This is a genomic window from Rhodococcus sp. NPDC059234, from assembly GCF_042754225.1.
Taxonomy (GTDB): domain Bacteria; phylum Actinomycetota; class Actinomycetes; order Mycobacteriales; family Mycobacteriaceae; genus Rhodococcus_G.
In genome coordinates, this window is sequence record NZ_JBHZAH010000063.1 from 1 (window position 1) to 14,048 (window position 14,048).

16 protein-coding genes are annotated in these 14,048 nt (G+C 70.3%); 10 read left to right on the forward strand and 6 right to left on the reverse strand.

The annotated features are described in order from the left end of the window. Window positions 1-21: 21 nt before the first annotated feature. The 3 genes from ACFXGJ_RS14665 to ACFXGJ_RS14675 all read right to left on the reverse strand — a co-directional run bounded on the left by ACFXGJ_RS14665 (window position 22) and on the right by ACFXGJ_RS14675 (window position 1,353). Entirely contained in the window at window positions 22-150 is a 129-nt protein-coding gene (locus tag ACFXGJ_RS14665) for a hypothetical protein (RefSeq protein ID WP_378620968.1), read from the reverse strand. A 374-nt stretch (window positions 151-524) separates the two neighbouring features. Beyond that, window positions 525-944 carry a DUF1801 domain-containing protein gene (locus ACFXGJ_RS14670; RefSeq protein ID WP_378620970.1) on the reverse strand — a complete coding sequence of 140 codons (420 nt, stop codon included), beginning with the start codon at window positions 942-944 and terminating at the stop codon, window positions 525-527. Between the two features lie 64 nt (window positions 945-1,008). Then, window positions 1,009-1,353, reverse strand: coding sequence for a DUF1844 domain-containing protein (locus ACFXGJ_RS14675; protein ID WP_378620972.1), 345 nt, complete (start codon window positions 1,351-1,353; stop codon window positions 1,009-1,011). Window positions 1,354-1,638: 285 nt separating this feature from the next. Here ACFXGJ_RS14675 and infC point away from each other — a divergent pair, with 285 nt between their 5' ends. The 7 genes from infC (at window position 1,639) to ACFXGJ_RS14710 (ending at window position 8,022) form a co-directional block, all read left to right on the forward strand. After that, window positions 1,639-2,334, forward strand: coding sequence for a translation initiation factor IF-3 (gene infC, locus ACFXGJ_RS14680; protein ID WP_378621038.1), 696 nt, complete (start codon window positions 1,639-1,641; stop codon window positions 2,332-2,334). Between the two features lie 53 nt (window positions 2,335-2,387). Beyond that, window positions 2,388-2,582, forward strand: a complete 195-nt coding sequence (gene rpmI, locus ACFXGJ_RS14685; RefSeq protein WP_142103171.1) for a 50S ribosomal protein L35 — start codon at window positions 2,388-2,390, stop codon at window positions 2,580-2,582. Between the two features lie 68 nt (window positions 2,583-2,650). Continuing rightward, complete coding sequence (gene rplT, locus ACFXGJ_RS14690; RefSeq protein WP_142103174.1) at window positions 2,651-3,040, forward strand: 50S ribosomal protein L20; 390 nt, start codon at window positions 2,651-2,653, stop codon at window positions 3,038-3,040. 23 nt (window positions 3,041-3,063) lie between these two features. Next, the gene (locus tag ACFXGJ_RS14695; RefSeq protein WP_378620974.1) at window positions 3,064-3,909 is read left to right on the forward strand and encodes a TrmH family RNA methyltransferase; all 846 of its coding nucleotides are present in this window, start codon (window positions 3,064-3,066) and stop codon (window positions 3,907-3,909) included. 50 nt (window positions 3,910-3,959) lie between these two features. Continuing rightward, entirely contained in the window at window positions 3,960-5,030 is a 1,071-nt protein-coding gene (pheS, locus tag ACFXGJ_RS14700; RefSeq protein WP_378620976.1) for a phenylalanine--tRNA ligase subunit alpha, read from the forward strand. Between the two features lie 40 nt (window positions 5,031-5,070). Next, entirely contained in the window at window positions 5,071-7,557 is a 2,487-nt protein-coding gene (pheT, locus tag ACFXGJ_RS14705; RefSeq protein WP_378620978.1) for a phenylalanine--tRNA ligase subunit beta, read from the forward strand. A 138-nt stretch (window positions 7,558-7,695) separates the two neighbouring features. Then, entirely contained in the window at window positions 7,696-8,022 is a 327-nt protein-coding gene (locus ACFXGJ_RS14710; protein ID WP_378620980.1) for a PspA domain-containing protein, read from the forward strand. 13 nt (window positions 8,023-8,035) lie between these two features. Here ACFXGJ_RS14710 and ACFXGJ_RS14715 read toward each other — a convergent pair whose 3' ends face one another. Then, window positions 8,036-8,932: a CHRD domain-containing protein gene (locus ACFXGJ_RS14715; protein WP_378620982.1), complete on the reverse strand. Its 897-nt coding sequence runs from the start codon at window positions 8,930-8,932 to the stop codon at window positions 8,036-8,038. A gap of 200 nt (window positions 8,933-9,132) precedes the next feature. Between ACFXGJ_RS14715 and ACFXGJ_RS14720 the strand changes: the two genes are divergently transcribed. Continuing rightward, window positions 9,133-9,315: a hypothetical protein gene (locus tag ACFXGJ_RS14720; protein WP_378620984.1), complete on the forward strand. Its 183-nt coding sequence runs from the start codon at window positions 9,133-9,135 to the stop codon at window positions 9,313-9,315. Window positions 9,316-9,394: 79 nt separating this feature from the next. Here the strand turns inward: ACFXGJ_RS14720 and ACFXGJ_RS14725 are convergent, their stop codons facing one another. Then, entirely contained in the window at window positions 9,395-11,047 is a 1,653-nt protein-coding gene (locus tag ACFXGJ_RS14725) for an acyl-CoA dehydrogenase family protein (RefSeq protein WP_378620990.1), read from the reverse strand. Continuing rightward, window positions 11,044-11,721 carry a TetR/AcrR family transcriptional regulator gene (locus tag ACFXGJ_RS14730; RefSeq protein ID WP_378620993.1) on the reverse strand — a complete coding sequence of 226 codons (678 nt, stop codon included), beginning with the start codon at window positions 11,719-11,721 and terminating at the stop codon, window positions 11,044-11,046. The genes ACFXGJ_RS14725 and ACFXGJ_RS14730 overlap by 4 nt, the downstream gene beginning before the upstream one ends. A 130-nt stretch (window positions 11,722-11,851) precedes the next feature. Here ACFXGJ_RS14730 and ACFXGJ_RS14735 point away from each other — a divergent pair, with 130 nt between their 5' ends. Next, the gene (locus ACFXGJ_RS14735; RefSeq protein WP_378620996.1) at window positions 11,852-13,372 is read left to right on the forward strand and encodes a class I adenylate-forming enzyme family protein; all 1,521 of its coding nucleotides are present in this window, start codon (window positions 11,852-11,854) and stop codon (window positions 13,370-13,372) included. A 142-nt stretch (window positions 13,373-13,514) separates the two neighbouring features. Continuing rightward, window positions 13,515-14,000 carry a DUF420 domain-containing protein gene (locus ACFXGJ_RS14740; protein WP_378620999.1) on the forward strand — a complete coding sequence of 162 codons (486 nt, stop codon included), beginning with the start codon at window positions 13,515-13,517 and terminating at the stop codon, window positions 13,998-14,000. Window positions 14,001-14,048: the final 48 nt, after the last annotated feature.

Consider the following 14,048-nt stretch of genomic DNA (forward strand, 5'->3'; position numbering starts at 1 on the left):
AGGGCCCCTCGTTGTCGACGATCAGGCGGTGGTCGTGGTGCCGCCCGTGCCCGGGTCCGCGCCGGGGAGGGTCGAGCCGCTGCCGATCATGGAGTTGATGATGTTCGCAATGCTCGCGAACAGGCTGTTGATGTCGCCGGGACTTGGCATGTGAGTCTCCTTGATTGTTGATGTGTGTGGCAGTCCGGAGCGCCGAGGCGCACCCGTGGCCGGAAGACGGAATCGATCTGTGGCCACGCCCTCGCTGGTAGGCGAGTGTCCGACGGCGGCAGGACGAATTGATCCCCCGATCGCAGCGACTTCCCCGTCACACGATCCCCGCGCTGCACCCCGGGTCTCGATCACGGTGTGGTGCCAATCACTGCATCCGCCTTTGTACACGAGCGGTCAGGTTGGACGTCCAGTATTCGCGAGGCGATTTTCGCGATCGCCGGTGATGTGAATCACAGCGCGAATTCTGTCGGGGTGGTCCGCGAGGCCGGCTGCCGGGCGTCTCGGGCGGCGGGCGTGATGGTGCCCCGCGGTCAGTCGGGTGCCGACATCGCCCTCGCCGCCGCGACCGAGCTGCCTATCAGGGACTTCAGCACGCTCTCGTCGACGTCCGAGAGGCGCTTGACGTACAGGCAGCCGCGGCCGAGTCGGTGCTTGCCGAGCCGAGCGAGGGCGTCCGAGTGGTCCTCGAAGTTCAGGCTCAGGTAGAGGGTCACTGCGGCCGCGCGCGGGGAGAATCCGATCAGGGCGGTGTTGCCCTCGTGTCCGCTCGCGTATCGGTAATGCCGGTTGCCGAAGCCGATGATGCTCGATCCCCAGAGGATCGGGGGTTCACCCGTTGCGGCCCGCATCATCTCGATCAGGCGTTCGCTGTCGGCGCGTTTGGTGTCGTCTGCCAGTGCCGCGAGGAACCCGTCGACGCTGTCGCCGGTCGGCTGAGTCTTTGTCGCCATCCGGCCAGTATGGCGTCGAGGTCGACGGATTTCCCGCTGCGCTGGGCGGTGTGTGGCGTCGGGGTCAGTGGACGGGGCCGGTGTACTTCTCGCCCGGGCCCTTGCCCGGCTCGTCCGGGTAGGCCGAGGCCTCGCGGAACGCGCGCTGGAGCGCCTGCAGGCCCTCGCGGATCGGTCCGGCGTGCGGACCCAGGTACTCGACGGACGCGGTGACCAGGCCGGCGAGGGCGGTGATCACCCGGCGGGCCTCGTCGAGGTCCAGGTGGGGGCTCTCGTCGGGGTTCGGATCGGACAGCCCGAGCTTCTCGGCCGCGGAGCTCATCAGCATCACCGCGGCGCGACTGATGACCTCGACCGCGGGCACCTCGGCCAGCTCGCGAATGTCACCCGTGTGTGGTTCCTCTGTCATGGCTGCTAGACTTCCACAGACGACCGCCCCCGACGACGTTGGGGGCAGCAAGTGGAGTCCGACTCCCACCGCTGTTCGGCGCAGTAAATGCGCTGGTCAACGGTTCCGGTCGCCGGGTCAGGTGTCATGTTCGCATGACCGCCCGGTTCCCTCCGAAGCGAGGGGATGTTCGTTGTGACGGGTCTCGTGAGGCCGTATCGCGACGGATGTCGGATCGGTCGACATCGGACCCCGCATGGTGACTCACCGGCGGGGTTCTTTTGTTGGGGTACGAGGGCAGGCGGGCTGCCGGCGGTCAGGAAGACCACGCCGCTCTACCTAGGAGGCCCCATCAGCACTGAGACCCGCATCAACGACCGCATCCGCGTGCCCGAGGTCCGACTTGTCGGACCCGGTGGCGAGCAGGTGGGGATCGTGCGTGTTGAAGATGCACTCCGCTTGGCCCTCGAGGCCGATCTCGACCTGGTCGAGGTGGCGCCCGACGCCCGTCCGCCGGTGTGCAAGATCATGGACTACGGCAAGTTCAAGTACGAGGCCGCGCAGAAGGCGCGCGAATCGCGCAAGAACCAGCAGTTGACCGTCATCAAGGAGCAGAAGCTCCGGCCGAAGATCGACGACCACGACTACGAGACCAAGAAGCGCAACGTCGTTCGCTTCCTCGAGGCCGGGTCCAAGGTCAAGGTCACGATCATGTTCCGCGGACGTGAGCAGTCGCGCCCCGAGCTGGGCTTCCGTCTGTTGCAGCGCCTCGGTGCCGATGTGGCCGACCTCGGCTTCATCGAGACCTCGGCGAAGCAGGACGGCCGCAACATGACGATGGTCCTCGCCCCGCACAAGGGCGCGAAGACCCGAGTCAAGGCGCAGGAGAGCGCGCAGGCACCGGTGCCCCAGGTTCCGAGGCCCGCCTCGGCGCCCGCCCCGGAGGCGCCCGCAGCGCCGGCTCCGGCCGAGGGAGACGCGCCCCAGGCGCCGACCAGCTAGCAAGACCGTCTCGACCGAACGCAGTACCGAAGAAACACAGAACTGAGGACTCCATGCCCAAGATGAAGACGCACAGCGGCACCGCGAAGCGATTCAAGGTGTCCGGCAGCGGGAAGATCCTGCGCCAGAAGGCCGGCCGTCGCCACCTGCTCGAGCACAAGGCCACGAAGGTGACCCGCCGCCTCGACGGTGTCGCCGTCGTCGCCAAGTCGGACGTTCCCCGCATCAAGCGCCTGCTCGGCATCTGATTCGTTGACCTGCACTATTTGACCAACCAGGGGTGCCCGGAGCACCCCGAGATCGACAGGATTTCCCAGTGGCACGCGTAAAAAGGGCGGTCAACGCCCAGAAGAAGCGCCGTTCTATCCTCGAGGCGTCCAGCGGCTACCGCGGACAGCGCTCGCGGCTGTACCGCAAGGCCAAGGAGCAGCAGCTCCACTCGCTGACCTACGCCTACCGTGACCGCCGCGCGCGCAAGGGTGACTTCCGCAAGCTGTGGATCTCGCGCATCAACGCCGCCGCGCGTGCGAACGACATGACCTACAACCGCTTCATCCAGGGCCTGAACCTGGCGGGCGTCGAGGTCGACCGCAAGATCCTCGCCGAGCTCGCCGTTTCCGACGCCGAGGCTTTCGCCGGCCTGGTTGCCGTCGCGAAGGCCGCGCTGCCGGCCGACGTGAACGCTCCTGCCGGGGACGCGGCCTGAGCAAGCTGTTCCAGGAACGACCCGTGGACCCGTTCACAGAGCGGACGCCACGGGTCGTTTCTGCTGTCAAGCTGTTGCGTGGCGCGGAGCGACGCAAGACCGGCCGATTCCTGGCCGAGGGCTCGAACTCGGTGACCGAGGCACTGGCCACCGGCCGCGCCCTGGAACTCTTCGTCACCGAGGTCGCCGCGGACAGGCACGAGGACCTCGTCGACCGCGCGCTGTCCTCGGGCGTCCGGGTCTCGCCGATCACCGAGCGCGCGGCGAAGGCGCTCGGCGACACCGTCACCCCGCCCGGACTGATCGCGGTGTGCGGGCTGCTCGACGTCCCGCTCGCGGTGGCGCTCGGTGGTGCGACACCCGACGACGCCACCGGCTCCGCGTCGCGCCCGCGCCTGCTGGCGGTGCCGGTGTCGGTGTCCGAGCCCGGCAACGCCGGCACGGTGATCCGGGTCGCGGACGCGGTCGGCGCGGACGCCGCGATCCTCGCGGGCGACAGCGTCGACCCGCACAACGGCAAGTGCGTGCGCGCATCGGCGGGCAGCCTGTTCCATCTGCCGATCGCCCGCGAGCGAGACGTCGACCTGGTGCTCGAACGGATCGCCGCGGCCGGTGTTCAGGTGCTCGCGACCGCCGCGGACGGCGAGGTCGACCTGGACGACGCCGACGAACTGCTGGCCCGGCCGACCGCCTGGCTGTTCGGAAACGAGGCACACGGGCTGGATCCGGCGATCGCGGAGCGTGCCGACCACCGGGTCCGCATTCCCATCCACGGCCGCGCGGAGAGCCTGAACCTGGCGACCGCCGCCGCGATCTGTCTGTATGCCAGCGCGCGGGTGCAGCACCGACGTCCGGGACCGACAACCTAGAATTCGTTGCGAACGCGACGACCGACCACCGACGAGGAGTTTCACCAGCCGTGGCAAAGAACGAGGGTGACAGTTCAGCGACCATCGACGCCGAGGCACTCACCGAGGAGGCGCTCGCGACCGCGGCGGGCCTGGCCGAGCAGGCGTTCGCGGCCGCTGCGGACCTGGACGCGCTGGCGAGGGCGAAGACCGACCACCTCGGTGACAAGGCCCCGCTCTCGTTGGTCCGGCGCGCGCTCGGGTCGCTGCCCGGCAAGGAGAAGGCCGACGCCGGCAAGCGGGTGAACGCCGCGCGCACGCGGGCCACCACGGCGTTCGACGCCCGGCGGGAGGTGCTGCTCGCCGAGCGCGACGCGGCGGTGCTCGTCGCCGAGTCCATCGACGTGACGCTGCCCGTTGGCCGTCGTCCGGTCGGCGCCCGGCATCCGATCACGATCATCTCCGACCAGGTCGCCGACGTGTTCGTGGCGATGGGGTGGGAGGTGGCCGAGGGCCCGGAGGTCGAGACCGAGCACTTCAACTTCGACGCGCTGAACTTCCTGCCCGACCACCCTGCGCGGACCATGCAGGACACCTTCCACATCGCGCCGGAGGGCTCGCGGCAGGTGCTGCGCACGCACACCTCGCCGGTGCAGGTGCGCACGATGCTCTCGCGCGAGGTCCCGATCTACGTGGTGTGCCCGGGTCGTACCTTCCGCACCGACGAGCTCGACGCCACCCACACCCCGGTCTTCTCGCAGGTGGAGGGGCTGGCGGTGGACAAGGGCCTGACGATGGCGAACCTGCGCGGCACGTTGGACGCCTTCGCGCGCGCCCTGTTCGGCCCCGATACGCGGACCCGGATGCGGCCCAACTACTTCCCGTTCACCGAGCCCTCCGCGGAGGTCGACGTGTGGTTCCCCGGCAAGAAGGGCGGCGCCGGCTGGGTCGAGTGGGGCGGCTGCGGCATGGTGAACCCGAACGTGTTGCGCGCCTGCGGAATCGACCCCGACGAGTACACCGGGTTCGCCTTCGGCATGGGCCTCGAGCGAACCCTGCAGTTCCGCAACGGCATCCCGGACATGCGCGACATCGTCGAGGGCGACGTGCGATTCACGCAGCCCTTCGGTGTGCAGGCGTAGGTCACAGGCAGAAGATTCAGAGCGAGAGAGCTGAGAAGACGTGCGAGTAGCGCAATCGTGGCTGACCGAGATCCTGCAGCGGGCCACCCCGGAATGGCAGGTGAGCGCCGAGGAACTGGACGCCGGCTTCGTCCGGGTCGGTCTCGAGGTCGAAGAGGTGGACGTCCTGCACACCGTGCCCGGACCCCTGGTGGTCGGCAAGGTCGTGGAGATCACGGAACTCACCGAGTTCAAGAAGCCGATCCGCATGTGCAAGGTGGACGTGGGGGAGCCCGAGCCCCGCGGGATCGTCTGCGGCGCACGGAACTTCGCCGAAGGTGACCTCGTCGTCGCGGCCCTGCCCGGCGCGGTGCTGCCCGGTGACTTCAAGATCGCCGCGCGCAAGACCTACGGCCAGGTGTCCGACGGCATGATCTGCTCGGTCGCCGAGCTGGGAATCGGCAAGGACCATTCCGGCATCCTGGTGCTCGAGCCGGGTACCGCGGCGCCCGGTACCGACGCGAACGAACTGCTCGGCCTCGGCGACACCATCATCGAGCTGAACATCACGCCCGATCGCGGTTACTGCTTCTCCGTTCGTGGCCTCACCCGCGAGCTGGCCTGCGGCTTCGATCTCGAGTTCGCGGACCCGGCGGTCCTGCCCGCGCACGAGGCGACCGGGGAGGCCTGGCCGCTGCAGGTCCAGCCCGAGTCCGGCTGCCCGCGGTTCGCGCTGCGGCGGGTCAGCGGGGTCGACCCGGCCGCGGTCACGCCGTGGTGGATGCAGCGTCGTCTGCTGCTCTCGGGCGTGCGACCGATCTCCCCGGCCGTCGACGTCACCAACTACGTGATGCTCGAACTCGGTCAGCCGCTGCACGCATTCGACGCCGCCAAGGTCACCGGCGGCCTGGTGGTGCGTCGGGCGAGCGCGGGCGAGAAGCTGACCACCCTCGACGACGTCGAGCGCACTCTCGACGCCGAGGACGTGGTGATCTGCGACGACACCGGCGTCATCTCGCTGGCGGGCGTGATGGGCGGCGCGAGCACCGAGGTCGGTGCCGAGACCACCGACGTGCTGCTCGAGGCCGCGATCTGGAACCCCCTCGCGGTGTTCCGGACGTCGCGGCGGCACAAGCTGATCAGCGAGGCGAGCAAGCGTTACGAGCGGGTCGTCGACCCGGCCCTGCCCGCGGCCGCGCTGGAGCGCGCCGCCGGCCTGCTCGCCGAGATCACCGGCGGAACCGTCGAACCCGTGCTGACCGACCTCGGATCGGTCGCGCCGGCGGAGGCGGTCCGGATGGACATCGACCTGCCGGACCGGGTCGCGGGCGTCACCTACCCCAACGGCACGGCGGCGCGCCGGCTCACCCAGATCGGGTGCGGCGTCGACGTCGCCGTCAGCGAGACCGGCCACGGCCAGTTGGTCGTCTCGCCTCCGACCTGGCGTCCCGACCTCACGCAGCCCGCGGACCTGGTGGAGGAGGTGCTGCGACTGGAGGGCCTCGAGCAGATCCCGTCCGTGCTGCCCGCCGCGCCCGCCGGTCGCGGTCTGACCCCGGAGCAGCGCCGCCGCCGCGCGGTCGGCAAGGCGCTCGCCTTCGACGGTTACGTCGAGGTGCTGCCGACGGTGTTCCTGCCCGCCGGGGTGTTCGACTCCTGGGGACTCGACGCCGACGACCCGCGTCGCAACACCAGCAGGGTGCTCAACCCGCTCGAGTCGGACCGTCCCGAGTTGGCCACCACCGTGCTGCCCGGGCTGTTGGAGATCCTGTCCCGCAACACCTCCCGTGGCCAGCGCGACCTCGCGCTGTTCGGCGTCGCGCAGGTGGTCCTGCCGGGCCCGGACACCAAGCCGGTGCAGGCGCTTCCGGTGGACCGTCGTCCCACCGACGAGCAGATCGAGGACCTGCTGCGGTCGCTGCCGCACCAGCCGGTGCACGTCGGCGCCGTCCTGACCGGGCAGCGCGAGCCGAGCGGGCCGTGGGGAGCGGGACGCGCCGTCGACGCGGCGGACGCCTTCGCCGCCGCTCAGACCATCGCCGCGGCCGCAGGCGTGGTGCTCGACCGCCGCGCCGCGCAGTACCTGCCGTGGCACCCGGGTCGGTGCGCCGAACTGCTGGTCGACGGAGTGGTGGTCGGGCACGCGGGCGAGCTGCATCCGGCGGTGCTCGAGCGGGCGGGTCTGCCGGCGCGGACCTGCGCAGTGGAACTCGACCTGTCTGCTCTGCCGATCGCCGAGTCGCTGCCGGCACCGAGGGTTTCGCCCTTCCCGGCGGTGCTGCAGGACGTGGCCGTCGTCGTCGAGGCCTCCGTGCCCGCCGCCGCCGTCGAATCGGCGCTGCGCGGCGGCGGTGGGGAACTGCTCGAGGACATCCGGCTGTTCGACGTCTTCGAGGGTGACCAGGTCGGCGCCGGCAACAAGTCGCTGGCGTTCGCGCTGCGCTTCCGCGCCGCCGACCGGACGCTGACCGAGGACGAGGCCAGCGCTGCCCGCGACAGCGCGGTCGCGGCCGCGACCGCAGCGGTCGGAGCGCAGCTGCGCGCCTGACTCGCACCAACTCCGATTCCCCGATGGCACGTCGGTTCGTCCCGAGCGAACCGGTGCGCCATCGGGGAATCTGTCGTTGCGGGTTACGCCGGTCGCGGGGACGTAGCCTGGGGACACCAGCCGAAGGAGTGACGCGCGATGACCGACACCCCCGAACAGTCGCAGCACGGTGAGACCGACGAGCAGGTGATCGACGCGACGGTCGTACCCGACCCGCTCGACCCGCCCGATCCGGCGGCCGGGTCCGGCCCGACCGCGGTACCCGCGCCCGACTACACCGAGTCCGGCGTGCCGACCTTCGAGTCGGTTCGGGACAAGATCGAGAAGCGGGCGGGCACCGCCGCCGGCGCGACCGAACTCGACGCGGACTCCGAGGCCGGCCGCACGTTGGAGGAGAAGTGGGAGGACCGCCAGGAAGCGGCCCGGCGCAAACTCGAGGAGATCAGGAAGTCGATGGGTCGCTAGCGATTTCGGTCGGTCATCCGCCAGCGCGGATGTCACCGCACAGGATCGGTGCGAACAGCAGCGCGGGGGAGTTGTCGCTGCCCCGGATCCGATCCGACGAGCCCAGGTGCACGTCGACGTACCAGCCGGTCGCCGGTGGTGCGGACATGACGCCGGTGATCGTGGCTGCGGATGTCGCGTTACCAGCACCGTCGGACTGGATGTCGGGCAGCGGGTAGACGTCGGCGCCCTGCGCGGCGCAGCTACCCGCGTGGATGTGGGCGGCGTGGGCGCTGTCGGGTAGTAGTCCGCTGGCGGTGATCTCGGTTCGCACCGTGTGCGCCGCCGCGTCGTATCGGACGGTCGCGGTGGCGCCGGGAGTGTTCTGCTGCCGTGCGGGCGCCAGCAGCGGCACGACCGCCGGGCCTGCGGCGGGTGTGCCCGACGGAATGTCGGCGCAGGCCACCCGGGTCGCCGCGACGTCGTCGGGTGCGCCGAGCTGCCGGTCCGGCGCGAGGTGGATGCTCAGGTGGAAACCGGGCGGAATCCCGGCGGGCGCCTTCCCGCTCACCACCGTCTGCAGCACCGCACCGCGGGCGTCGGCGACGAGATCGGGAAACGCGATCGAGGGGGCCGGATCCGGGTCGGCGCAGGACCCGGGATGGAGGTGCATCGCGTGGCTGCTTCGCGGCGTGAAGCCGATGGCCTGGATCTGCACGCTGATTCGCGAGGTGTTGGAGTCCCAGGTGAGAGTCGCGGTGCCGGTGGGCATTGCCGTCAGGCCCACGACGGCGGGCGCCCTGAGCGTGGCGCTCGGTGGCGGTGCCGGTGGTGGGGTGGATTCGGAGGGCGAGGTGGAGGATCCCGAACAGCCCGTCACCACGACCGCGGTCATCACGAGAGACCCGAGGGCTGCGTGACGGCGATGCATGGGCGCACCCCTCGGCGGTGGACGTGACGGCTGGCGACACCCGACGCTAGGCGCGTGCTCGACGCACTGTCAACGAGGCCCCCGCGCGGGACGCACGGTCGATGAGGTCCCCCGCGCGGGACGCGCTGTCAATGAGGTCACAGAGGCGTAGCGTTGCCTACCAACCAAACTGGAGCTCGAACCAACCGGGAGGCAGTGCCGTGGTGTGGTCGGAGATCGGTGTCGTGTTCGGATATGTGGTGGTGATCGCCGCGATCGCGGTGGTGACGATCGGCGTGGTGATGATGTTCATCGTGTCCATCAACGAGAACTTCGGGCAACGGAAGCCGCGCGGGGTGCTCGCGCCGACCGATGCCGGGCATCGGCCGGACAACGCCAGGTGACCTGCGACTGAGTTCCGAGAGTCGACCGTCCTCGATGTCACAGTGCCGCTGTGACATCGGGGACGGTCGGTGCGGGTGATCAGTGCCGGTCGAGGATGGCGGCGAAGTCGGTGCCAGCGGGCAGCGAGCCGTACTCGAGGTCGCGATCCGCGCCGAGACGGGCGGCGAGGAAGGCCTCGGCGACGGCGGACGGCGCGGTGCGCAGCAGCAGCGACGCCTGCAGTCCCAGCGCCATCGACGCGGCGACCGCGCGTGCCCGCAGCTGTGCCTGTGCCTGGTCGAGTGTCGCGAGCTCGGCGAGCGCGCCCCGCATGCGGTCGTGGTGCGCGTCGAACAGTACGGACGCGCCGCGGGCCTCGGCGAGCTCGGCGTCGAAGGCCGCGACCGACTCCGGCTCGCGGGTCATCGCGCGCAGCACGTCGAGGGCGATGACGTTCCCGGAGCCCTCCCACACCGCCATCACCGGCTGCTCCCGGTACCGGCGCGCCAGCGGAAACGCCTCGGTGTAGCCGTTACCGCCCAGGCATTCGAGCGACTCGTATGCGTGGTGCGGCCCGCGCTTGCAGATCCAGTACTTGGCGACGGCGGTCGCGAGCCGGCGGAACGCCTTCTCGGACTCGTCGGCGTCCGCGTCGTGGGCGCGGGCCAGCCGCAGCGCGGTGGCGGTCGCGGCCTCCGACTCGAGCGCGAGGTCCGCGGCCACCGCCGTCATCGCGGGCTGGTCGATCAGCGTCGCGCCGAACGCCGCGCGGTGCCGCACGTGCCACAGGGCCTCGGCGACGGACTGCCGCATGCCCGCGGTCGAGCCGTACACGCAGTCGAGGCGGGTGCGCGAGACCATCTCGATGATCGTGCGGACACCGCGGCCCGGCTCGCCGAGGAGATGGCCGACGGTGCCGTCGAGTTCGATCTCGGAGGAGGCGTTGGACTTGTTGCCGAGCTTGTCCTTGAGGCGCTGGATCCGGAAGACGTTGCGGGTGCCGTCCTCGAGCACCCTCGGGACGAGGAAGCAGGACAGGCCGGGGCCCGTCTGCGCGAGGACGAGGAAGCCGTCCGACATCGGCGCCGAGCAGAACCACTTGTGCCCGGTCAGCGACCAGGTGCCGTCCGAGTTCTCCACGGCGCGAGTGGTGTTGGCGCGCACGTCCGAGCCGCCCTGCTTCTCGGTCATCGCCATGCCGAACAGCACGCCGGGCTTCTCGCCGGGCGCGGCGAGCCGGCCGTCGTAGCCGCGCGAGTACAGCCGCGGCAGCCACAGCTCCGCGAGCTCGGGGGAGAAGTCCAGTGCCGGAACGACGGAGTGCGTCATCGAGATCGGGCAGGAGTGGCCGGGCTCGATCTGCGCGAACATCATGAACGACGCGGCGCGCGCGACGTTCGCGCCCGGCTTCGGGTCGGCCCAGGCGGAGGTGTGCGCGCCGTGGGCGACCGCGGCGCCGATGATCCGGTGGTACGCGGGATGGAACTCCACTTCGTCGATCCGATTGCCGTACTTGTCGTGCGAGTGGAACTCGGGGGTGATCGTGTTCGCGAGTTCGGCGTCGTGCTGGAACGACTCGGTCCCGACCAGCGCGCCGACCTCTGTCAGCTCCTGCTGAGCCCAGTCGGCGTCGTAGCGCGCCACGCCCTCGACCAGCGGGGCGTTCGAGGTGTACTCGTTGACGTCGACGCGCGGCGGCGCCTGGTTGAACACCTCGTGGGTGCGGAATCCGGACGGGGCGATGGACGTCATGAGCGTGTTCCTTCGATCGATGTTGCTGGGCTGCTGGGGGTTTCGGGTGTGGCTGCCCGCTCGTATCCGACGCCGTGGAGGCAGAACCGGAGGATCGCCTCGATCGTCCGGGTGTCGTCGGCGTCGTCGGCTGCGACCGCGTGGGTGGGGGACAGGCGACCGGTCAGCGACTCGCTGATCGCGCCGATGAGGGCGGCCGCGGTGACCTCGAGGTGCTGCTGCGGGAATTCCCCCGACGCCATCCCCTCACGCAGGATCTCCGTGGTCAGCGCGTGGTAGTCGGCGCGGTAGATCAGGCGCTCGGCGTCGATGCGCGGGTCCACCGGTTCGAACAGCAGTGACCACGCGAGCTGGCGGCCCTTGATGGCGCGCAGCGCGAACGTCTCCACCACGGCGCGCAGCCGGTTCGCGGCGCCGTCGGCGGCGTCGACGGCGGCCCGCACCGCGGCGAGTTCGTGATCGGCGCCGGCCCGGAACACCGCCGCCAGCAGGTCGCTGCTGCCGTCGAAGTACGAGTACACCGAACCGACGCTGACCTCGCTCTTCTCGGCGATCGCCTTGACCGTGGCCGCGGCGAACCCGCCCGTCGCGACGAGGGCGGTCGCCTCGGTGAGGAGGGCGGCGCGGCGTTGCGCCTGCGTGGCCCGGGTCTTCTCCGTCGGTCGGTAGGCCATCGCCGGGGGCACCCTTTCCGTAAACTATGAATCGTGATTCAATCCTTGCCAGTCGACTGTAGAACGAATCATCGGCGGCGGCAACGACCACCCCCGGCTTCGTCGCCCGCCCCACCCGAGGAGTGACCCCATGAACCTGACCACGATGCTCGAGAGCACGGCGCGCAAGTTCCCCGACAAGGACGCCCTGGTCTACGGGGACCGGCGGATCACCTACGCCGAGTTGCTCGCCGCGTCGAAGCGGGCGGCCGAGGTGCTGCGCGGCCGGGGCGTCGCCCGTGGCGACCGGGTGGCCGTGATGACCTACAACAGTCCGGGGTTCGCGATCGCGGCGTTCGGTGCGTGGCGGGCCGGCGCGGCTCTGGTCCCGGTCAACCACAAGCTCGCCCCTCCGGAGGTCGCGTACACCCTCGGGCATTGCGGAGCGAAGGTCGGCGTGGTGTCCGCGGACCTGCGTGCGAACGCGGAAGCCGGTGCGCCGCAGGTCGACTGGTTGCTGACCGAGGCGGGCGACGGCGCCGCCGACCGTGACTTCGACGCCCTCGTCGACCTGGCCGACGAGTGGGACGGCATCGACGTCGACGAGACCGAGATCGCGCAGGTGCTCTACACGTCGGGCACCACCAGCGCGCCGAAGGGCTGCCTGCACACGCACCGCTCGATCACGACGGTCGCGCCGTACATCTCGACCACGCTCGGTCTCGACCGCGACGAGCGGGTGCTGATCGCCATGCCGATCTGGCACGCGGCCCCGCTCAACGTCTGGTTCGTGACCACGATGTTCCTCGGCGGCACCGTCGTTCTCATGCGCGAGTACGCCCCGCTGCCGTTCCTCGAGATCATCGGCGCCGAGCGGGTCACCGCATTCTTCGGCGCGCCGATCGCCTACCTGGCCCCGCTGCAGGCGGCGAAGGCGGCGGGCATCGACCTGGCGGACTTCGACTTCTCGACGATGCGGCGCTGGACCTACGGCGGGGCGCCGATCGGTGCCGAGGTCGCGCGCCAGCTGCAGCAGGCGTATCGGTCCGAGAACTTCTACCAGGTGTACGGCATGAGCGAGATGGGTCCGACCGGGACCGCGCTCTACCCGCACGAGCAGATCGCCAAGGCCGGGTCGATCGGGCGTGGTGGCATGCCCGGGGTCGACTTGCGTGTCGTCCGGACCGACGGTGCCGACGCCGGGTCGGGGGAGACGGGCGAGATCTGGCTCGCCGGCGACACCCGGATGCTCGGTTACCTCGACAACGACCAGGCCACCGCGGAGGCGTTCGAGGGCCGTTGGTACCGCAGCGGCGACGTCGCGCGGGTCGACGAGGACGGCTACCTGTACATCGTCGACCGGACGAAGGACGTCATCATCACCGGTGGCGAGAACGTCTACTCGCAGGAGGTCGAGGAGGCCATCCGCCCGCGCGCGGACATCGTCGACGTCGCGGTGATCGGGCGGCCGCATCCGCAGTGGGGCGAGACTGTGGTCGCGGTGGTGGCGACCGTCGGCGGAGCGAACCTCGAGCTGGACGAACTGCGCGGCTACCTGGCCGACAAGCTGGCCCGATACAAGATTCCGCGGGAGCTGGTCGTGGTCGACGAACTGCCCCGCAATCCGTCGGGAAAGCTCACCAAGCACGTGATCAGGGAGTCCGTCCTGTAGTCCGCGGCGGGCTGTGGTTGGGCCGCCTCGGCCCCGTGCTAGCGTGCCCGCGAGACTTTGCCGACACTGTGTCGGCAAAGCTCGGCGCGGTGCGGCGTGGGCGCCTGCCGTGCCCCGACGACTCGAAGGTGCAGGCACGCGGATGGACGACTTCAGTGGTATCGACGGCTTCCTCGGAACTCGGGCCTCGCTGGCCATGGACGCGATGGTCGTGCTGATGGCGGTCGTGGTGGCCGTCCTGGGGTGGAGCGTCTACCAGGTCAAGGCGCGTCGACGGTTCCCGTTGCACCGGTCGGTGCAGCTCGGGCTCGGTGTCGCGCTCCTGGTCGCCGTGGTGCTCTTCGAGATCGACGTCCGATTCAACGGCTGGGAGGAACGTGCCGCGGGCGTGGCCGGAGGCACGGCCTCCGCTGCGGTGTGGACCGCGCTGTCGATTCACCTGGTGTTCGCCGTGTTCTCGGTGCTGCTGTGGCCGGTGGTGATCGTCCGGGCGGTGCGGAACTTCGGAAAGCCGGCGCATCCGGGGGCGCACAGTGCCTGGCACCGGCGCTGGGCCCCGATCGCGGCGATCGGCATGACCCTGACCGCGGTCTCGTGCTGGGTGTTCTACGTGCTCGCCTTCGTCTGACGGGTGGTGGTGCCGGATCCGGCCCGGGCTATGAATGAGCTTGCATGA

Excerpts from the sequence above, each read along its gene's own strand:
- ACFXGJ_RS14730 (WP_378620993.1), bottom strand. The coding sequence starts at position 11,721 with ATGGCCTACCGACCGACGGAGAAGACCCGGGCCACGCAGGCGCAACGC.
- ACFXGJ_RS14735 (WP_378620996.1), top strand. The coding sequence starts at position 11,852 with ATGAACCTGACCACGATGCTCGAGAGCACGGCGCGCAAGTTCCCCGAC.
- ACFXGJ_RS14725 (WP_378620990.1), bottom strand. The coding sequence starts at position 11,047 with ATGACGTCCATCGCCCCGTCCGGATTCCGCACCCACGAGGTGTTCAAC.
- ACFXGJ_RS14740 (WP_378620999.1), top strand. The coding sequence starts at position 13,515 with ATGGACGACTTCAGTGGTATCGACGGCTTCCTCGGAACTCGGGCCTCG.
- ACFXGJ_RS14665 (WP_378620968.1), bottom strand. The coding sequence starts at position 150 with ATGCCAAGTCCCGGCGACATCAACAGCCTGTTCGCGAGCATTGCGAAC.
- ACFXGJ_RS14675 (WP_378620972.1), bottom strand. The coding sequence starts at position 1,353 with ATGACAGAGGAACCACACACGGGTGACATTCGCGAGCTGGCCGAGGTG.
- rpmI (WP_142103171.1), top strand. The coding sequence starts at position 2,388 with ATGCCCAAGATGAAGACGCACAGCGGCACCGCGAAGCGATTCAAGGTG.
- ACFXGJ_RS14715 (WP_378620982.1), bottom strand. The coding sequence starts at position 8,932 with ATGCATCGCCGTCACGCAGCCCTCGGGTCTCTCGTGATGACCGCGGTC.
- ACFXGJ_RS14710 (WP_378620980.1), top strand. The coding sequence starts at position 7,696 with ATGACCGACACCCCCGAACAGTCGCAGCACGGTGAGACCGACGAGCAG.
- ACFXGJ_RS14670 (WP_378620970.1), bottom strand. The coding sequence starts at position 944 with ATGGCGACAAAGACTCAGCCGACCGGCGACAGCGTCGACGGGTTCCTC.